This is a genomic window from Haemophilus parainfluenzae (genome assembly GCF_003252755.1).
In the GTDB taxonomy this organism is placed as follows: Bacteria; Pseudomonadota; Gammaproteobacteria; order Enterobacterales; family Pasteurellaceae; genus Haemophilus_D; species Haemophilus_D parainfluenzae_N.
Window position 1 is genome coordinate 194647 of the sequence record NZ_QEPT01000004.1, and the last position, 19231, is coordinate 213877.

Below are 19231 nucleotides of genomic sequence, written 5' to 3' on the forward strand. Positions count from 1 at the left end.
AAAGTTATTGGCGTTATCTTCTTCTTTTTTTAGAAAATACCGACCTACTTAGTTCTAAAAGAGAAGGAATATTTATGCTTTTAACCGGATTACTTTGCGGAATCTTACTCGGATTTGTGATGCAGCGTGGGCGCTTTTGTATTACTGGCGCATTTCGCGATATGTATGTCACCAAAAATAACAAAATGTTTGTTGCCCTTTTATTGGCGATTACCGTGCAATCCATCGGTTTCTTTCTCTTAAAAGAAATCGGTGTATTAAATGTTGATCCGGCTGAAAATTTTGCCTTTTTAGCGGTAATTATCGGTGCCTTTGTGTTTGGCATCGGTATTGTTCTTGCTGGCGGTTGTGCGACAGGTACGTGGTACCGTGCTGCGGAAGGCTTAGTCGGCAGTTGGGTCGCATTATTCACTTATATGTTATTAAGTGCCATCATGCGTACTGGTCCATTAGGGGAATTCAATAAAACTTTACGTAGCATCAATATTGAACAACGCAATATTTACGACACATTCGGTATCTCACCTTGGTGGTTAGTCGCATTATTAACTTTAGTGACAGCTTTCTATGTGTACAAACATCTCAGCAAACCAAGCGTAAAAGTCGCGGCATTAAAACCGAAAAAAACTGGGCTTGCTCATTTATTATTTGAAAAACGCTGGCACCCATTTTTCTCTGCTGTGTTAATCGGATTAATCGCGCTTGCGGCTTGGCCACTCAGTGTCGCTACAGGTCGTGAATTTGGACTTGGGATCACTGGTCCCTCAGCCAATATCATGCAATTCCTCGTTACTGGCGACGGTAAATTTATTAACTGGGGCGTATTCTTAGTTTTAGGGATTTTTATTGGGTCATTCATCGGTGCGAAAGCGAGCAATGAATTTCGTGTCCGCGTACCAGATGCCACCACGATTCTACGCAGCGGACTCGGCGGTATTCTCATGGGTATTGGCGCAACCCTTGCAGGTGGCTGTTCTATCGGTAACGGTTTAGTCGAAACTGCCTTTTTCTCTTGGCAAGGCTGGGTCTCATTGCCATTGATGATTTTCGGCACTTGGGTGGCCGCCTACTTCACCATTATCCGTCCACAACGTTTAAAACTAGCAAAAGCATCATAAGGAGTTTATATGATCGTTAAATTACCAACACTCGGCCTTGTTTGCCCATTTCCTCTCGTTGAAGCAAAGGAAGCTATGGCTAAGTTAAACAAAGGCGATGGCCTAGAAATTGAATTCGACTGCACACAAGCCACTGAAGCCATTCCCGCTTGGGCGGCTGAAGAAGGTTATGAAGTGACAAACTTCGAGCAAATTGATGATGCGAAATGGTCAATTACCGTAATTAAATAATAAAAAAGTGCGGTCAGAAAAATATATAAATTTCTGACCGCACTTTTGCTTTAATGAATCGAAATAATTAAATCAATTCGACTGGTACTTTCACCACTAATTTTTTCACAAAACTTGATTTGCCGTTTACGGTGCAACCTGGTTTATGGGGTTCATAAGGGAAAAAGACGGCGAACATTTTTGGTAAAAGTGTTACGGTGCTTTTATCTTCAATTTGTGGAGTAAGTTGGTAATCATCTGCATCACGATATTCATCGTATAAGCTGAGATTTGGATAAGTTGCGCTTACTTCAACATTTTCTTCACCACGAATAAGTAATTGAATATCTAGATATTTATGATGAAGTTCAGCTTGTTTGCTATCCGCGTCAACCGTATCAAACTCCATGACATTCATATAAACTTGATCACTTAAATCATGACGGCCATTTTCTAATGCTTCAAGATTTAAGGTGTTGAGATGATCGCAAATGTCCGCGATAACTTTTGGTAAACCCACTTTGAAATTTGGGTTATTTAATGCACTGATAATCATAGTGTCTCCTTACGTATGTATTTGTATGAGAATATGATAACAAGTTGCTTATATTAAATAAAGTTACCAATAAATTTAAAACTCTGTATAATAAGCGAGCTTTATTTTCTGCATTAGCGTGCGGCTATCAAAAGAGATTTTTAAACGCCCAAAGTGCGGTCATTTTTTCGAAAGATTTCTTTTGCTAGTCGCAATCTGGAAAATAAAGCTTTGTTTTAAATATTATTTTGAAGGAAAACATTGTGAATCCAATTGTTAAACAATTTAAATACGGTCAACATACCGTTACTCTAGAAACCGGCGCAATTGCACGTCAAGCAACGGCTGCGGTTATGGCAAGCATGGACGATACCACGGTATTCGTGACTGTTGTGGCTAAAAAAGATGTGAAAGAAGGTCAAGACTTCTTCCCATTAACCGTAAACTACCAAGAGCGTACTTATGCGGCGGGTAAAATCCCTGGTGGTTTCTTCAAGCGTGAAGGTCGTCCATCTGAAGGCGAAACCTTAATTGCTCGTTTAATCGACCGTCCAATTCGCCCATTATTCCCTGAAGGTTTCTTCAACGAAATCCAAGTTGTGGCAACTGTAGTTTCTGTAAACCCACAAATTAGCCCTGACTTAGTGGCAATGATCGGTGCTTCTGCAGCATTAACCTTATCTGGCGTGCCTTTCAATGGCCCTATCGGTGCAGCGCGCGTTGGTTTTATCGACAACCAATTCGTATTAAACCCAACTATGGCTGAGCAAAAACAAAGCCGTTTGGACTTAGTGGTTGCAGGTACTGACAAAGCCGTATTAATGGTTGAATCTGAAGCTGACATTTTAACTGAAGAACAAATGTTAGCGGCAGTAGTATTCGGTCATCAACAACAACAAGTTGTAATCGAAGCGATCAAAGAATTTGCAAAAGAAGCAGGCAAACCACGTTGGGATTGGGTTGCGCCACAACCAAATACAGATTTAATCAACAAAGTAAAAGCGATTGCTGAAGCACGTTTAGGCGATGCATACCGTATTACTGAAAAACAAGCACGTTACGAACAAATTGATGCGATTAAAGCGGATGTGATTGCACAAATCACTGCTGAAGATGAAGAAATCAGCGAAGGTAAAATCGTGGATATTTTCACCGCACTTGAAAGCCAAATCGTTCGTGGCCGTATCATTGCAGGTGAACCACGTATTGACGGCCGTACCGTTGATACCGTTCGTGCATTAGATATTTGCACCGGCGTATTACCGCGTACTCACGGTTCTGCGATTTTCACCCGTGGTGAAACCCAAGCGTTGGCTGTTGCCACTTTAGGGACTGAACGTGATGCACAAATCATTGATGAATTAACAGGTGAACGTCAAGATCACTTCTTATTCCACTACAACTTCCCTCCATACTCTGTAGGTGAAACCGGTATGATCGGCTCGCCAAAACGTCGTGAAATCGGTCACGGTCGTTTAGCAAAACGCGGTGTCGCTGCGGTTATGCCAAGCCTTGCAGAGTTCCCGTATGTGGTGCGTGTCGTATCTGAAATCACTGAATCTAACGGTTCTTCTTCTATGGCCTCTGTATGTGGTGCGTCTTTAGCATTAATGGATGCGGGCGTTCCAATCAAAGCCGCTGTTGCTGGTATTGCAATGGGCTTAGTGAAAGAAGAAGAAAAATTTGTGGTTCTTTCAGATATCTTAGGTGATGAAGACCACTTAGGTGATATGGACTTTAAAGTAGCAGGTACACGTGAAGGTGTCACCGCACTTCAAATGGACATCAAAATTGAAGGTATCACCCCTGAAATTATGCAAATTGCATTAAACCAAGCAAAAGGTGCACGTATGCACATTCTTGGCGTAATGGAACAAGCAATCCCTGCACCACGTGCAGATATTTCTGACTACGCGCCGCGTATTCACACCATGAAAATTGATCCGAAGAAAATCAAAGATGTTATCGGTAAAGGTGGTGCAACTATCCGTGCATTAACTGAAGAAACTGGTACTTCTATCGATATCGATGATGATGGTACAGTGAAAATTGCTGCAGTAGATAGCAGTGCAGCGAAAAATGTGATGGCACGTATTGAAGAAATCGTTGCTGAAGTTGAAGCAGGCGCAATTTACAAAGGTAAAGTGACTCGTCTTGCTGACTTCGGTGCATTCGTCGCTATCGTAGGAAATAAAGAAGGTTTAGTTCATATTTCTCAAATCGCTGAAGAGCGTGTAGAGAAAGTGAGTGATTATCTTCAAGTTGGTCAAGAAGTAACTGTTAAAGTGGTTGAAATCGATCGTCAAGGTCGTATCCGCTTAACCATGAAAGATCTTGCACCAAAACAAGAAACTGAAGCAGAATCTGCACCAGCAGAAGACATTTCAGAAGAACAAGAATAATCTCACAGGGTGTGTGAATTCGATTTACACACCCGTTTTGATTATCAAACTAACTTATAGAACAATGCAATATTTTCGGTTATTCCGTTTTCTAGTTTCATTATCTAGCCTAAGTCTGACTTTATTTATTTCCGGTTGTGTACAATCGGGAAACGTGTTTGTCGCACCAAATAAAGTCGTACTCGCGGATCAAACTCCGAATACACACTTCGAACAAGAAGTGATGATTACCCGAATCAGCCAAGTTTTATTAGTTGGTAAAATGAGTAATGAAGAACGGGCGACGCTTCACTTTGAACGTGGCGTATTATACGATTCCCTCGGTTTATGGGGTCTCGCACGTTATGACTTTACACAAGCCCTCGCGTTACAGCCAAAGATGGCTTCCGTTTACAATTATTTAGGGCTTTACTTACTTCTTGAGGAAGATTACGACAGCGCATTAGAAACCTTTAATGCGGTGTTTGAATTGGACCCAAGTTATGATTATACCCACCTTAATCGTGGTTTAAATTTTTATTACGTCGAACGCTATAATCTTGCTGAAGACGATTTGATGAAGTTTTACGAAGCCGATACTAAAGATCCCTATCGCGTACTCTGGCTCTATTTGAACGAACAAAAATTAAAACCACAAGAAGCCCATGCCAACCTTGTTGAACGAGCTAAAGGGCTATCTAAGGACTTCTGGGGAACAAATATCGTTCAATACTATTTAGGTAATATTTCCGTGAGTGACTTGCAAGAGCGGGCAACCAAATTTGCAGAAAACTCGCAACAATATGCAGAAATATTAACCGAAACCTACTTTTATCTAGCAAAACAAAAACTCAATTTGGGGCAAATTGATGAAGCTGCGGCTTTATTCAAACTTGCTATTGCGAATCAGGTGTATAACTTTGTTGAGTATCGTTTTGCCGTGTTAGAGCTGATGAAATTGAAACCGGCTCAAACTGAAGACGAAAAAGAAGAAAAAAGTGCGGTCACAAAAACTGCTGTTTTTTAGACTTGCCTCTTTCTTTTGTAACAAATAAACCTGAAAGCGAAATTGAGCTTTCCTTACTTATATTCGAGCATTTTAATGACAGACAAAATCACTTTTAATGATTTAGGCTTGCCTGAATTCATTCTAAAAGCCGTTTCTGACCTTGGTTTTGAAACACCTTCGCCAATCCAACAAGCTTGTATTCCTGCTCTTTTAGAAGGCAGAGATGTACTTGGTATGGCGCAAACCGGTAGTGGTAAAACTGCCGCATTCTCTTTACCTATTTTGGCAAAAATTGATCCTGCCGCAAAACATCCACAATTATTGGTGATGGCACCAACACGTGAACTTGCAATTCAAGTTGCCGATGCTTGCGAACACTTCATGAAATATGCCAAAGGCATCAATATCGTGACCCTTTATGGTGGCCAACGTTATGACATTCAATTACGTGCATTAAAACAAGGTGCACAAGTTGTTGTGGGTACACCGGGTCGTATTTTGGATCACATCCGTCGTAACACATTAAATCTATCTGAATTAAAAGCTATCGTACTTGATGAAGCCGATGAGATGCTTCGTATGGGCTTTATTGATGATGTAGAAACCGTTATGGCTGAATTACCGGAAGAGCACCAAACTGCGCTTTTCTCAGCAACTATGCCTGAGCCAATTCGTCGCATCACAAAACGCTTCATGAATAATCCACAAGAAGTGAAAATCAAAGTAAATAACGATAATGCACCTGATATTGAACAAAATTGTTGGTATGTTCAAGGTTTCCGTAAAAATGATGCGTTATTACGTTTCTTGGAAGTAGAAGAGTTTGATGCGGCAATCATTTTTACTCGCACTAAAACGGGCACACTTGATGTGACTGAATTATTAGAAAAACACGGTTTCCGTGCTGCGGCATTAAACGGTGATATGACTCAACAATTACGTGAGCAAACCTTAGATCGCTTACGTAATGGCAGTCTTGATATCGTCGTTGCAACCGATGTGGCTGCGCGCGGTATTGATATTGAACGAATAAGCCTTGTAGTGAACTATGACATACCGCTTGATGCAGAGTCTTACGTTCACCGTATCGGCCGTACCGGTCGTGCTGGTCGTTCTGGTCGCGCATTATTATTCGTTGAACCACGTGAACGCCGTTTACTTCGCAATATCGAACACTTGATGAAAAAACCAATCAATGAAGTTGAATTGCCAAATCATGAAGTGTTACAAGCCTGTCGTCGTAAGAAATTCCAAGACAAGATTACCAAACAATTGGAACATCACGATCTCGAAATGTATCGTAGCCTATTGGAAGATTTATTCACTGCAGATCAAGATCAAGAAGATATTGCAGCAGCCATGTTGATGTTGCTTCAAGGTAAACAAAAGCTCATTCTTCCACCTGATCCTCCGGTGGATAAACGCCGTCGTGACCGTAATGATCGCGGTGATCGCCGTGAAAATCCACGTTCGGCTGAACGTCGTGGTGAACGTAAAGGCTATGGCACACCACAACCGATGGATTTATATCGTATCGAAGTTGGCCGTGCAGATGGCGTAGAAGTGCGTCATATCGTAGGCGCTATCGCAAATGAAGGTGATATTAACAGCCGTTATATTGGCCATATCAAACTTTATGATGACTACTCTACCGTTGAATTACCACAAGGCATGCCAAAAGAATTGCTTCAACAGTTCGGTAAAACTCGCGTTTTAAATAAACAAATGCAAATGAGCTTTATGGGTGCTGCGCAGTCAGACAACAGACGTGGAGGCAATGACTTTGGTGGAAAAGGTCGCCGTAATGAACGTGGAGACCGAGGTCAAGATCGCTTCCGTAGTGAACGTAATGGTGAACGTCGTCAGCGTAAATTTAACGATAAAAACGACCGCACTTTTAATGAACGAGGTCGCCGAGATCGCCAACGTTAATCCTTATTTAACAGCCCCTTGAAGTAAAAGGGGCTTTTTTATTGTCTTAATTCTCGTTACAATCGTCTCTTATCTCAATTTATAAGGTTTATCTATTGAAAGGTCTATTTTTACGTATTATTGCTGCTTTTGCATTATTACTTTGGGCAATTGATATGGTCTTCCCTTGGCAAAAAATTATGCAATCGGAGCAAAACCCTTACACTGCGATCAAAAATCGCGGTAGCCTGATTGTCGGCACCATTAACAATCCCATTTACTATTTTATTGGGAATGAGGGCGAATCTGGCTTGGAATACGAATTAGCAAAAAACTTTGCTGATTACTTAGGGGTTCGCTTACAAATTAAAACCTTAGAAAATAACGATCAACTTTTTAACGAATTAGAGAACAACAATATTGATATTGCAGCTGCGAATCTTTTATTCCAGCCTCAACGTGCAGAAAAATTTCAGTTAGGGCCCTCTTATACTTCTGCCTCTTGGCAGCTTGTGTATAAAAAAGGTGAAAATCGTCCGAAAGATTTAGCGCAAGTACAGCAAGAAATTATTATTTCTGCGGGAGAAGACTTAGAAAAATTATTATCCCAAGCACAGAAAAAACTCCCTGCACTCAAATGGCAAAACAATAAGCAGCTGACTCAAGAAGAATTACTGATTCAAGTGGCAGAAGGGAAAATTCCTTACACCATTGCAAATAGTATTGACGTGGCTGCGGCACAACAAATTCGTCCTAACTTAGCGATTGCATTTGACCTAACAGATGAAATGACTGTGCATTGGTATCTTTCCAATAAATCCTATAATGAGCTACAAGCAGGCTTGTTAGATTTTATGAATAATGCCATTGAAACAGGGTTAATTGATCGCATTGAGGAGAAATATTTCCGCCATATTACTGCCTTTGATTATGTGGATACTCAGGCTTATTTAGAGGCAGTTGAAAAAATTCTCCCTCAATATCAACCGCTCTTTGAAAAATATAAAGGGAATTTAGACTGGCGATTATTAGCCGCTGTAGCCTATCAAGAATCGCATTGGGACCCTTATGCCACCTCTCCAACTGGTGTTCGCGGGATGATGATGCTTACCAAAGATACGGCTGCACGTATGAATATTAACAATCGTACAGATGCTGAACAAAGTATTAAAGCGGGATCTGAATACCTGCATTGGCTACTCGCTCAAATACCTGACAGTATTCCAGAAGAGGATCGAATTTGGTATTCTTTAGCAGCATACAACATGGGATTAGGGCATATTTTAGATGCTCGTCGTTTAACAAAAAAATTGGGTGGCAACCCAGATAATTGGTTAGATGTAAAAAATAATCTTCAACTATTATCGGAAAAGCGTCATTATTCAAACTTAAAATATGGCTACGCTCGCGGTTATGAAGCCTATCAATATGTCGAAAATATTCGCCGTTACATGAATAGTATTGTGAATTATCATCGCGTTCAAGAAAACCAAGCGGCTTCAACAGAGTAAGTGCGGTCAGAAAAAGCAACGTTTTATTGAACTCAAAGAAAACAAGGAGAAAAAGATGTTAAAAAGAAAAACTTTTTTAAAGAAAAAAACATCAAGAGATATCTCTGCCTCACGCAACTTGCGTTTAAGACGCTTAAAACATCGTAAAGCAAAACAGTTCCAACGCCATGCATTACAATTAGTGATTCAAGATATCTAAAAAAAGGCGAACATCATGTTCGCCCTTTTTATTTATTCATTATCCTTTATTTTTCAAAAGAATCTTTCAAACGCTCATCTGCTCGGCGGGATTCGCCTTTATGTTGAAGTTTATTTAATTGGCGTTCTAATTTTTCTTCGACTTCATTGATCGCTTTATACATATCATCAGCTGTTGCAGTGGCTAACAGATTACCTAATGGAGTTCCAATTGAAGCCTCTACAGAAAAGCCGTTTGGCACTTTACTTAAAACAAAGTGTGGGCTAATCAGTTGAGTGTGCCATTTCTCTAATTTTGCAAGTCTTCCCTCCACATGTTCACGGATTGCTGGGGTGATTTCCATTTGTTTGCTTGTGATATTGAGTGTCATAGCATTTACCTCTTTTAGTTAAATGAACCCTTCAGTTCAGTTTATCTTTAATAACAACATATCGACCTTACACTGCTTTTTCAAGTGCTTTTAGGCAAATAAAAAAACAAATGTTCAAAAATATGATCGTGATCTCATTTCTGCAAAAATATGATTTTCTTTCTGTATAAACTTGTTATGATGTAAAGCTGTAAACAACAAAGGGAGGCACTTGGCTTCCCTTTTCTTTTTATGAGATAAATTAGGCTAATTCATCTTGATCATGTTGCGTTGCTTTTAAACGTTCGAAGTAATCCTTAGTTTCTGAAATAATTTCTTTACGCAAACCAATTAATGCTATCAAGTTCGGGAAGGCCATTAAACCATTCACAATATCCGCTAAGATCCAGATTAAATCTAAGGTGAGGAATGAGCCTGCTCCAACCAAAACAATAAAGACAAAACGATAAAATTTAATACCACGGATACCAACTAAGTAAAGGAAGCAACGCTCACCGTAGTAACACCACCCTAAAATTGTGGTGAAAGCAAAGAATAATAAACCAACGGTTACAATAGTTGCACCAATTGATGTGCCTAAGCCCTGTGCAAAAGCGTAGTTGGTCACACTTGCACCAGAAAGCTCAGGATTACTCCATGCTCCCGTAATCACAAGCACTAAGCCCGTCATCGTACATACGATGATGGTATCTAAAAATGTCCCTGTCATCGAAATTAAACCTTGGCGAACAGGCTCTTTCGTTTGCGCTGCTGCGGCTGCGATTGGTGCACTTCCTAAACCTGATTCATTTGAGAAAATACCACGTGCAACACCTGATTGAATGGCTTTCATCACTGTAAACCCAACCGCTCCGCCCAAAGCCGCTTGTGGATTAAATGCACTGTGAATAATTAATGCGATCGCAGCGGGCAGTTTATCGTAATTAACTACTAAGATGATAATTGAGGTTGCCACATAGCCGATTGCCATAAAAGGCACAATCACTGAAGAAGCTGTTGCAATACGTCTTACACCACCTAGAATAATCATAGCGACCAATACCGTCACCACTGTTGCCGTAATAATAACGGGTACATTGAATGTGTCTTGCATCGCATGCGTAATAGCATTTATTTGAGGGAAGGTACCAATACCGAAAAAGGCTACCAATACCCCAAAGAGCGCAAATAATTTGGCTAGCCATTTAATACCAAGACCGAGTTCGATGTAGTACATCGGTCCACCAGCCATAAAACCGTATTTATCTCGCACACGATATTTCACGGCAAGTAAACATTCAGCGTATTTAGTTGCCATGCCTAATAATGCAACTAGCCACATCCAAAAAATCGCACCAGGTCCGCCTGCTTGTACTGCGGTCGCTACACCCACGATATTCCCTGTACCAATAGTTGCCGCTAATGCCGTACAAAGTGCCGCAAAAGAAGACACATCCCCCTTACCTTTATTCGCACCACGAGCAAATAAATAGCCCAATGCACGAGGCAAATAACGAATTTGTAAGAAACCTAAACGAAGGGTGAGATAAAGTCCGGTTCCGGACAATAGAATGAGTAGGGGTGGTCCCCACACAAAGCTGCTAATCGCAGATAAGGTTGTCTGTAATGACATTGATGATTCCTCGTCGCTTAAAATACAAATAAACTCGACAAGGAGACAAGAAGAATCCCGATAGAAATATTTTTGATAATACGGATTGTCTTTTGCCCCTGTCCTTTTGCCTGAGCGTTTGGAAAACAATCGAAAAGTCGACCGCTCTTTTGCGCCTTCGGCGTCCATTTACATCAATAAATGCAATGGATCTCTCCAAGGGTTCGTCCAGTAACAGTCCCTGCAATCTTGCAATTGCGCCTGAAAGATTTTACCTCGTCGGCGTAGGGGCAATTCCCTACTCTCCAGCTACCTTCTTCCGAACTCATTTTTTACGTTTTATTTTTTATCGCAAAAAGTGTTGCGAATTTTAGCAAACTTGAAAGGCTAACTCAATGGATTGACGAAAAAAGGCTTAGATAACAAGGTGAAAGCAGATAAAAACAAAGTGCGGTCAAAAATTTTCTTATTTTTTGACCGCACTTTTTTTAAATCAAAAAAGAAAGGCAGGTAATGGCCTGCCCTTATCTATTTTTATAATTATAAAATCTCTTTTGCTTTTGCCACCACGTTATCTACGGTGAAACCAAAGAGTTTGAATAATTGATCCGCAGGTGCTGATTCGCCGAAGCTATTCATGCCCACTACACGACCTTCAAAGCCAACGTATTTATACCAGAAGTCCGCAATGCCCGCTTCAATCGCAACACGTTTGGTTACCGCTGCAGGTAATACGCTTTCACGGTACGCTGCATCTTGTTTGTCGAAACGGTTAGTGCTTGGCATAGAAACGACACGTACTTTTTTACCTTCAGCAGTCAATACATCTGCTGCTTTCACTGCTAATTCCACTTCAGAACCTGTCGCAATGAAGATTAACTCAGGTGTTCCCTCACAGTCTTTTAATACATAAGCACCACGTTTAACTGCATCTAATTGTGCAGAAGTGCGGTCCATTTGTGCTAAGTTTTGACGGGTAAAAATCAACGCACTTGGGCCATCTTGACGTTCAACCGCTTGTTGCCATGCGATAGCTGACTCCACTTGGTCACAAGGACGCCATGTTTCAAGATTTGGAATTAAGCGTAATGAGGTGGTTTGCTCAACCGGTTGGTGAGTTGGACCATCTTCGCCTAAACCGATCGAGTCATGAGTATAAACGAATAAAGCACGTTGTTTCATTAATGCCGCCATACGCACCGCATTGTGTGCATATTCGTAGAACATTAAGAAGGTTGCGCCGTAAGGAATGAACCCTCCGTGTAAAGCAATACCATTCATAATCGCTGACATACCGAACTCACGCACACCATAGTTAAGGTAGTTACCACCTACGTTTTCGTGTGCACGAATTGGTTTAGAACCGCTCCATAACGTTAAGTTAGAGCTTGCTAAGTCTGCAGAGCCACCTAAGAATTCAGGTAATACATGTGCATAAGCTTCGATTGCATTTTGTGATGCTTTACGGCTTGCGATGCTCGCAGGGTTCGCTTGTAATTTTTCGATGAACGCTTTAGATTCTGCTGCCCAATTTGCTGGTAATTCACCGTTTACACGACGTGTAAATTCCACCGCAAGTTCTGGGTATGCTTTTGCATAAGCGGCAAATTTTTCTTCCCACGATTTTTCTGCTACAGCGCCTTTTTCTTTTGCAGACCATTCAGCATAGTACTCAGCCGGAATTTCAAATGGACCATATTCCCAGCCTAGTGCTTTACGAGTTAAGGCGATTTCTTCATCACCTAGTGGCGCACCGTGGCAATCATGAGAGCCTGATTTATTTGGTGAACCGAAGCCAATGATGGTTTTACAAATAATTAACGTTGGTTTTTCTTTTTCTGCCTGAGCAAGAATGGTTGCGGCACGAATTTGTTCTGCATCATGGCCATCCACATTGCGGATTACTTGCCAGCCATAAGCTTCAAAACGTGCTGCGGTATCATCACTGAACCAACCATCTACATGACCATCAATCGAAATGTTGTTGTCATCGTAGAATGCGATTAATTTACCAAGGCCTAATGTTCCCGCTAAAGAGCAAGCTTCGTGAGAAATCCCTTCCATTAAACAGCCATCGCCTAAGAACACATAAGTGTGGTGGTCTACGATTTCATGGCCTTCACGGTTAAATTGACCCGCTAAGGTTTTCTCAGCAATCGCCATCCCTACAGCATTGGTGATACCTTGACCTAACGGACCAGTTGTGGTTTCAACACCTGGTGCATAACCATATTCTGGGTGGCCAGGCGTTTTAGAATGTAATTGACGGAATTGTTTTAAATCTTCGATAGAAAGATTATAGCCTGTTAAATGTAATAAGCTATAAATCAACATTGAACCGTGGCCGTTAGAAAGCACAAAACGGTCGCGATCAGCCCATTTAGGGTTGTTTGGATTGTGTTTTAAGAAATCGCGCCATAATACCTCAGCGATATCCGCCATTCCCATTGGTGCGCCAGGGTGGCCTGATTTTGCTTTTTGTACTGCATCCATTGATAGCGCACGAATTGCGTTGGCGAGTTGTCTACGAGTTGCCATGTTTTTCTCCTGTCTAAATAATTCTGAGTATTCTACCTTATTTACTGATTGACTTGAGCAATATCTGCAATTTTATTTACCTTGATCAAATTCTTCGACGACGTTGATGGAAACGTTGGCTACTTGATTTACCTTGTAAATTGACGACTGTTTTAGTTTCCACTGGTTTTCGATATGTTCGACGATAATGACTTAAAAAATAATGAATGGAACTGGCGAATAATGCGCCTAATAAAAAGACCACGACAATTTCACCATATAAGCGGTGAAAAACTTGATTGATTTTGCTCTGCGTCGTTTGAGCATATTGGGCGTCAAATGTCACACGCAAAAAGCCACGAACGGCATTATTGGAAGCAGAATAAATTGGCTCAACAATTTGTTGTGTTGAAAACTCACCTTCATTTTTATGTTCTAGACCAAGTTGCTCACGAAGATTACCCGTATTGGTACTTTGTGCTAATTCCTTGCCGTTATAATCATAAATGGTCGCATCGAGCACAAAGTTTTCTTTAACTAAATTATCAAGATTTTCGACGAGCTGATCGGATTTCGCATTATTAGTTAATAAAACCGAAAATAAATTGGCCTGTTGACGAACCAAAGTATGCGATAAATTTGCCACTTGATTCACACTTGAAAGCTGTGAACCAATCTTAAATTGTTTCACTCCAAACAAAATCACGGCCATGGCACCGATACAAAGCAGCACGATGAGCCCAAACATCAATGATTTTTGAAGTTTTTCTTTAATTAATTGCACGTTGTTTTTCCATTTTTTCGCCAAGATCGGCTAGAATAGATGAGTATTCACAATTTACAGGATTTTCTATGCAAATTCAAAACCTTGCAAGCATTACCCAAAAATATCCCAAATTTCCCACCGCACTTTCGTCTGATTTACCTCATTCCGATGAAACACATGCGTTTATTTTATACGGCACCACGCTGAATTTAGCGAAATTACTCGAATTTCAACAAAAGTGCGGTCAAGCTTTCCAGTGTTTTGATGCATGGAACGTTGAAAAAAATACCGTTGTCCTTTTAAAAGGCAAATGGCTAGCCGATTTTATTGCCCATGCTCACGACCTGCAATTAGACATCGCTAAACTGGATTTTGATGCAAAATTATCAGAAAAAGGTTTATTGGTGATGGATATGGACTCTACTGCCATTCAAATTGAATGTATCGATGAGATCGCTAAACTGGCTGGCACGGGTGAATTAGTTTCTGCCATTACTGAAAGCGCAATGCGTGGCGAGCTCGATTTTGAACAAAGTTTGCGTCGTCGAGTGGGAACTCTTAAAGGTGCACCAGAAAGTATTTTGCAGCAAGTACGTGAAAAATTACCATTAATGCCAGGCTTAATTGAAACCATTAAGACATTACAACAACATGGTTGGAAAACCGCTATTGCCTCCGGTGGTTTTACCTATTTCGCCGATTACCTAAAAAGTTTATTAAACCTCGACTTCGCGGCGTCTAATCAATTTGAAATTATTGATGGCATGCTCACCGGCAATGTAAAAGGTAGCGTAGTCGATGCACAATACAAAGCGAATACCTTGCAAAAACTCGCTGAAGAATACCATATTCCACGCAAAAACACCCTCGCCATTGGTGATGGCGCCAATGATTTGGCGATGATGAATGTCGCCGGATTGGGCGTAGCATTCCATGCCAAACCGAAGGTGCAACAACAAGCGCAAATTGTGGTAAACTTTGCTGACTTAACCGCACTTTTATGTCTTTTAAGCGCAAATGATCGAATTTAATTCATTTTGGGAGAAAATTTATGCCATCTTTTGACATCGTATCTGAAATTACTATGCACGAAGTGCGTAATGCGGTTGAAAATGCAAACCGCGTATTAAGTACACGTTATGATTTCCGTGGCGTGGAAGCCGTCATTGAATTAAATGAAAAAAGCGAAACCGTAAAAGTGACGACCGAATCCGATTTCCAATTAGAGCAATTAATTGAAATCTTAATTGGTGCGTTTGTAAAACGTGGCATTGAGCATAGCTCATTGGATATTCCAACAGAAAGTGAACATCACGGTAAACTTTACACCAAAGAAATCAAATTAAAACAAGGGATTGAAACAGAGATGGCGAAAAAAATCACTAAATTAGTGAAAGATTCAAAAATCAAAGTTCAAACTCAAATTCAAGGTGAACAAGTGCGCGTAACCGGCAAATCTCGTGATGATTTACAAGCCGTTATTCAATTAGTGAAAGGCGCTGAATTAGGCCAACCATTCCAATTTAATAACTTTAGAGATTAATTTAATGAAAAAATATCTATGGGTATTTTTGGCTGCCGTTCCACTATGTTCGTTCGCAAATGAGAATGCCATGAATCTCGGTGATAGCGTCATTGATGTTGTAAAATGTGAAAGCACTAAAGGGGAAAAACTTTGGATCGCGCTAAATAATCTAAAAACATTTACTTACATGAAAAATGATGCGAATATGGTTTCTCAAACAATCGATAAGGCATACTTTCAATCTTATGCGACAGAAGCGACGCTTTTCCTTTCACCAACGAAAAGTCATCACTTTTGGACGATAATAAAAGAGAACGCGGCTGATAAAACAGGTATCAATCAAGTTACTATCGATTTGCGTGATGAGAAAGGCAAGCGAATTTCTCATGCTGCTTGTAAACGAAATGGTAATACCTTTTCACTATTAATGGAATCGAGTTTCGATATAAAAGAGCCTACCGATAAAATCCTTGAATTAATGGATCCACCTACACCATAAAAACGAAAGAGCGGTCAAAAAACACAACATTTTTGACCGCTCTTTTTATTTATGTCAATTAAGCAAATCTCGCTTTTGCTTCTGCAATCGCTTCTGCTACACGAAGTGGTGAAACCCCACCTTTCGCACAACGTTTATCTAAGCAAGATTGTAACGAAAGAATGTCATATACATCATCCCCTACCACATCACTGAATTGACGGAATTCAGGAATAGTTAAGTCTTCCAAGGCTTTGCCTTTTTCAATGGCATAAACCACGGTTTCACCGACAATATGGTGAGAATCACGGAATGGTACACCTTTTGCCACAAGATAATCTGCTAGCTCTGTTGCATTTGAGTAGCCTTTTAAAGCAGCTTCACGAGTACGATCGGTATTCACTTTTAACTCATCTAACACGAAAGTCGCCATATCTACGCAATCTTGCCAGGTATCTAACGCATCAAAGATCCCTTCTTTGTCTTCTTGCATATCTTTGTTATACGCTAACGGTAAACCTTTTAAGGTCATCAACATACCGGTTAATGCACCCATTACACGGCCCGCTTTACCACGAATCAATTCACAAGCATCTGGATTTTTCTTTTGTGGCATTAAAGAGGAACCTGAAGTTACACGATCTGACAATTCCACAAAATTCGCTTCACCACTGTTAAAAATGATCATATCTTCTGCGAAACGAGAAAGGTGCGCCATACTTAAAGACGCCGTTGAAAGTAATTCCACAATATGGTCACGATCAGAGACGCTATCCAAGCTATTACGCGTCGCAAAAGCAAAACCTAAATCTGATGCTAATTGTTCACGATCGACTGCATAGGCTGTCCCCGCTAGTGCGCCACTGCCTAATGGACAGCTATTCATGCGTTTATAAGCATCGGCGAGACGTGAATAATCACGCTCAAACATTTCTACATAAGCCATACACCAATGGGCAAAAGTGATTGGTTGTGCTCGTTGTAAATGGGTATAACCCGGCATCACTGCATCTTGCGTATTTTCCGCCGTTTGTACCAAGTGGCGTTGAAGATTACGAACAGACTCTTGTAACTCGATTACACGCTGTTTGCACCACATTTTGATATCGAGTGCAACTTGGTCATTACGACTACGACCTGTGTGTAATTTTTTACCTAAATTACCCACTTTATCGATAAGCTTACTTTCTACCCAGCTATGAATATCTTCTGCATCATCTTGTAAAATCGCTTGTGGATTTGATCGCACTTCGATTAATAATTCATTTAAGGCAACTTCTAGCTGTTGTTGCTCTTCAGCACTTAATACACCAACATTGACTAAAGCTTTAGACCAGCCAATGGAGCCTTCAATATCTTGCTCTGCCAAGCGATAATCAAAACGCAGGCTATCATTAAAATCTTTAAAACGTTTATCTGCCGCTTGTGTAAAACGACCACCCCAGAGAGCCATAAGTTATCCTTCTCTTAATACTAAAATTGATTAATTATTCAATTATCAAGCATAATTAATCAACATGCAATAATAATCTCTTCATAGTTTGCTATTTTACCCTGTTTTTTCTAATAAAAACTAGACAGTATTAAATTTTAGTGGTAATTTACGCACCATTCTTAAGGGCATTGCCCACCATTCAAACATTTCAGTATTATCAACTCTTATTCGTTCCAACATTATTAATTATGCATCTTACAGAACTTAAAAATACGCCTGTTTCTGATCTTGTGAAACTTGGCGAAGAACAAATGGGTTTGGAAAATCTTGCCCGTTTACGTAAACAAGATATTGTTTTTGCTATTTTGAAACAACACGCCAAGAGCGGTGAAGATATTTTTGGCGGCGGCGTGTTGGAGATTTTACCCGATGGTTTCGGTTTCTTACGCTCCGCAGACAGTTCCTACCTTGCTGGTCCTGATGACATCTACGTTTCTCCAAGTCAAATTCGTCGCTTCAATCTTCAAACTGGTGATAAAATCGAAGGTAAAATCCGTCCACCAAAAGAAGGCGAACGCTATTTTGCACTTTTAAAAGTCGACCAAGTCAACGATGACAAACCTGAAGTCTCTCGCAGCAAAATTCTTTTCGAAAACTTAACCCCATTACACGCAAATTCTCGTTTAAGAATGGAACGTGGTAATGGTTCAACCGAAGACTTAACTGCGCGTATTTTGGATTTAGCCTCTCCGATTGGTAAAGGTCAGCGTGGTCTTATCGTGGCTCCACCAAAAGCTGGTAAAACCATGTTGCTACAAAATATTGCACAAAGCATCACGCACAACTACCCTGAATGTGAACTTATTGTGCTTTTAATCGATGAGCGTCCAGAAGAAGTAACGGAAATGCAACGTTCAGTAAAAGGTGAAGTGATTGCCTCTACCTTTGATGAACCTGCTGCTCGTCATGTTCAAGTGGCTGAAATGGTTATCGAGAAAGCAAAACGTTCTGTTGAGCACAAAAAAGACGTGGTGATTTTACTCGACTCTATCACGCGTTTAGCACGTGCTTATAACACCGTTACACCAGCATCCGGTAAAATTCTTTCCGGTGGTGTGGATGCAAATGCGTTGCATCGTCCAAAACGTTTCTTTGGTGCTGCACGTAACGTAGAAGAAGGTGGTAGTTTAACCATTATTGCTACTGCACTTGTAGATACCGGGTCAAAAATGGATGAGGTTATCTTTGAAGAATTTAAAGGTACCGGTAATATGGAATTACATCTTTCTCGCAAAATCGCTGAAAAACGTGTGTTCCCAGCAATCGACTTCAACCGTTCAGGTACGCGTAAAGAAGACTTACTTACCACACCAGATGAATTACAAAAAATGTGGATTCTTCGCAAAATCCTTAACCCAATGGGTGAAGTGGAAGCGATGGAATTCCTTATCGACAAACTTATGGTGGCGAAAACCAACGATGAGTTTTTTGAAATTATGAAGCGGTCTTAATTCTGACCGCACTTAAAAACAAAAAAGGCTTGGAAAACCAAGCCTTTTTCTTTGCGAAATTATTCGCCCAAACGCTCTTTAATACGAGCAGATTTACCTGAACGTTCACGTAAGTAGTAAAGTTTAGCTTTACGTACTGCACCTTTACGTTTAACAGCAATAGA

18 protein-coding genes and 1 riboswitch are annotated in these 19231 nt (G+C 40.5%); of the genes, 11 read left to right on the forward strand and 7 right to left on the reverse strand.

The window, feature by feature from the left end; translation table 11 throughout:
• Window positions 1-74 precede the first annotated feature (74 nt).
• Both DPV95_RS06920 and DPV95_RS06925 read left to right on the forward strand, forming a co-directional pair.
• Window positions 75-1118, forward strand: a complete 1044-nt coding sequence (locus DPV95_RS06920) for a YeeE/YedE family protein (RefSeq protein ID WP_111406857.1) — start codon at window positions 75-77, stop codon at window positions 1116-1118.
• A 9-nt stretch (window positions 1119-1127) separates the two neighbouring features.
• Window positions 1128-1349, forward strand: a complete 222-nt coding sequence (locus DPV95_RS06925; protein ID WP_005631077.1) for a sulfurtransferase TusA family protein — start codon at window positions 1128-1130, stop codon at window positions 1347-1349.
• A gap of 67 nt (window positions 1350-1416) precedes the next feature.
• Here DPV95_RS06925 and nanQ read toward each other — a convergent pair whose 3' ends face one another.
• On the reverse strand, window positions 1417-1884 hold the full coding sequence (gene nanQ, locus DPV95_RS06930; protein WP_049367216.1) for an N-acetylneuraminate anomerase: 468 nt from the start codon (window positions 1882-1884) through the stop codon (window positions 1417-1419).
• Between the two features lie 242 nt (window positions 1885-2126).
• Here nanQ and pnp point away from each other — a divergent pair, with 242 nt between their 5' ends.
• The 5 genes from pnp (at window position 2127) to DPV95_RS10435 (ending at window position 8874) form a co-directional block, all read left to right on the forward strand.
• Window positions 2127-4265 carry a polyribonucleotide nucleotidyltransferase gene (gene pnp, locus DPV95_RS06935; protein WP_049367217.1) on the forward strand — a complete coding sequence of 713 codons (2139 nt, stop codon included), beginning with the start codon at window positions 2127-2129 and terminating at the stop codon, window positions 4263-4265.
• Window positions 4266-4329: 64 nt separating this feature from the next.
• Complete coding sequence (gene nlpI / locus DPV95_RS06940; RefSeq protein WP_049367218.1) at window positions 4330-5271, forward strand: protease adaptor lipoprotein NlpI; 942 nt, start codon at window positions 4330-4332, stop codon at window positions 5269-5271.
• A 75-nt stretch (window positions 5272-5346) separates the two neighbouring features.
• Window positions 5347-7185: a DEAD/DEAH box helicase gene (locus DPV95_RS06945; protein ID WP_111406858.1), complete on the forward strand. Its 1839-nt coding sequence runs from the start codon at window positions 5347-5349 to the stop codon at window positions 7183-7185.
• 95 nt (window positions 7186-7280) lie between these two features.
• Window positions 7281-8675 carry a membrane-bound lytic murein transglycosylase MltF gene (gene mltF / locus DPV95_RS06950; protein ID WP_049367220.1) on the forward strand — a complete coding sequence of 465 codons (1395 nt, stop codon included), beginning with the start codon at window positions 7281-7283 and terminating at the stop codon, window positions 8673-8675.
• A 55-nt stretch (window positions 8676-8730) separates the two neighbouring features.
• Window positions 8731-8874, forward strand: a complete 144-nt coding sequence (locus DPV95_RS10435; protein WP_005695413.1) for a hypothetical protein — start codon at window positions 8731-8733, stop codon at window positions 8872-8874.
• 46 nt (window positions 8875-8920) lie between these two features.
• On the opposite strand, the gene hpf is transcribed toward DPV95_RS10435, so the two are convergent.
• From hpf to DPV95_RS06970, 4 genes are all read right to left on the reverse strand, one after another.
• On the reverse strand, window positions 8921-9244 hold the full coding sequence (hpf, locus tag DPV95_RS06955) for a ribosome hibernation-promoting factor, HPF/YfiA family (RefSeq protein ID WP_005695412.1): 324 nt from the start codon (window positions 9242-9244) through the stop codon (window positions 8921-8923).
• Between the two features lie 241 nt (window positions 9245-9485).
• Window positions 9486-10856 (reverse strand): alanine/glycine:cation symporter family protein, encoded by a 1371-nt coding sequence (locus tag DPV95_RS06960; RefSeq protein WP_049367222.1) that lies wholly within the window; start codon window positions 10854-10856, stop codon window positions 9486-9488.
• Window positions 10857-10944: 88 nt separating this feature from the next.
• Window positions 10945-11065: riboswitch (glycine riboswitch) on the reverse strand.
• 310 nt (window positions 11066-11375) lie between these two features.
• Window positions 11376-13373 (reverse strand): transketolase, encoded by a 1998-nt coding sequence (gene tkt, locus DPV95_RS06965; RefSeq protein WP_049367223.1) that lies wholly within the window; start codon window positions 13371-13373, stop codon window positions 11376-11378.
• A gap of 85 nt (window positions 13374-13458) precedes the next feature.
• Entirely contained in the window at window positions 13459-14136 is a 678-nt protein-coding gene (locus tag DPV95_RS06970) for a YtjB family periplasmic protein (RefSeq protein WP_041918191.1), read from the reverse strand.
• 68 nt (window positions 14137-14204) lie between these two features.
• Between DPV95_RS06970 and serB the strand changes: the two genes are divergently transcribed.
• The 3 genes from serB (at window position 14205) to DPV95_RS06985 (ending at window position 16142) form a co-directional block, all read left to right on the forward strand.
• Window positions 14205-15149, forward strand: a complete 945-nt coding sequence (serB, locus tag DPV95_RS06975; protein WP_049367224.1) for a phosphoserine phosphatase — start codon at window positions 14205-14207, stop codon at window positions 15147-15149.
• Between the two features lie 20 nt (window positions 15150-15169).
• Window positions 15170-15661, forward strand: a complete 492-nt coding sequence (locus tag DPV95_RS06980) for a YajQ family cyclic di-GMP-binding protein (protein ID WP_005695407.1) — start codon at window positions 15170-15172, stop codon at window positions 15659-15661.
• A gap of 70 nt (window positions 15662-15731) precedes the next feature.
• Complete coding sequence (locus DPV95_RS06985; RefSeq protein WP_049367231.1) at window positions 15732-16142, forward strand: hypothetical protein; 411 nt, start codon at window positions 15732-15734, stop codon at window positions 16140-16142.
• A 58-nt stretch (window positions 16143-16200) separates the two neighbouring features.
• On the opposite strand, the gene argH is transcribed toward DPV95_RS06985, so the two are convergent.
• Entirely contained in the window at window positions 16201-17574 is a 1374-nt protein-coding gene (gene argH, locus DPV95_RS06990; protein ID WP_049367225.1) for an argininosuccinate lyase, read from the reverse strand.
• A 230-nt stretch (window positions 17575-17804) separates the two neighbouring features.
• Between argH and rho the strand changes: the two genes are divergently transcribed.
• Entirely contained in the window at window positions 17805-19067 is a 1263-nt protein-coding gene (rho, locus tag DPV95_RS06995) for a transcription termination factor Rho (protein WP_005695393.1), read from the forward strand.
• Between the two features lie 59 nt (window positions 19068-19126).
• On the opposite strand, the gene DPV95_RS07000 is transcribed toward rho, so the two are convergent.
• A partial coding sequence (locus DPV95_RS07000; protein WP_114989575.1) for a 50S ribosomal protein L19 occupies window positions 19127-19231 on the reverse strand: 105 nt, incomplete at its 5' end.

What these genes read in the sequence shown, in the direction of transcription:
- tkt (WP_049367223.1), bottom strand. Translation starts at nt 13,373, where the DNA reads ATGGCAACTCGTAGACAACTCGCCAACGCAATTCGTGCGCTATCAATG.
- nanQ (WP_049367216.1), bottom strand. Translation starts at nt 1,884, where the DNA reads ATGATTATCAGTGCATTAAATAACCCAAATTTCAAAGTGGGTTTACCA.
- DPV95_RS06960 (WP_049367222.1), bottom strand. Translation starts at nt 10,856, where the DNA reads ATGTCATTACAGACAACCTTATCTGCGATTAGCAGCTTTGTGTGGGGA.
- rho (WP_005695393.1), top strand. Translation starts at nt 17,805, where the DNA reads ATGCATCTTACAGAACTTAAAAATACGCCTGTTTCTGATCTTGTGAAA.
- DPV95_RS06985 (WP_049367231.1), top strand. Translation starts at nt 15,732, where the DNA reads ATGAATCTCGGTGATAGCGTCATTGATGTTGTAAAATGTGAAAGCACT.
- DPV95_RS06925 (WP_005631077.1), top strand. Translation starts at nt 1,128, where the DNA reads ATGATCGTTAAATTACCAACACTCGGCCTTGTTTGCCCATTTCCTCTC.
- argH (WP_049367225.1), bottom strand. Translation starts at nt 17,574, where the DNA reads ATGGCTCTCTGGGGTGGTCGTTTTACACAAGCGGCAGATAAACGTTTT.
- DPV95_RS10435 (WP_005695413.1), top strand. Translation starts at nt 8,731, where the DNA reads ATGTTAAAAAGAAAAACTTTTTTAAAGAAAAAAACATCAAGAGATATC.
- DPV95_RS06920 (WP_111406857.1), top strand. Translation starts at nt 75, where the DNA reads ATGCTTTTAACCGGATTACTTTGCGGAATCTTACTCGGATTTGTGATG.
- hpf (WP_005695412.1), bottom strand. Translation starts at nt 9,244, where the DNA reads ATGACACTCAATATCACAAGCAAACAAATGGAAATCACCCCAGCAATC.
- nlpI (WP_049367218.1), top strand. Translation starts at nt 4,330, where the DNA reads ATGCAATATTTTCGGTTATTCCGTTTTCTAGTTTCATTATCTAGCCTA.
- DPV95_RS06945 (WP_111406858.1), top strand. Translation starts at nt 5,347, where the DNA reads ATGACAGACAAAATCACTTTTAATGATTTAGGCTTGCCTGAATTCATT.
- DPV95_RS06980 (WP_005695407.1), top strand. Translation starts at nt 15,170, where the DNA reads ATGCCATCTTTTGACATCGTATCTGAAATTACTATGCACGAAGTGCGT.
- serB (WP_049367224.1), top strand. Translation starts at nt 14,205, where the DNA reads ATGCAAATTCAAAACCTTGCAAGCATTACCCAAAAATATCCCAAATTT.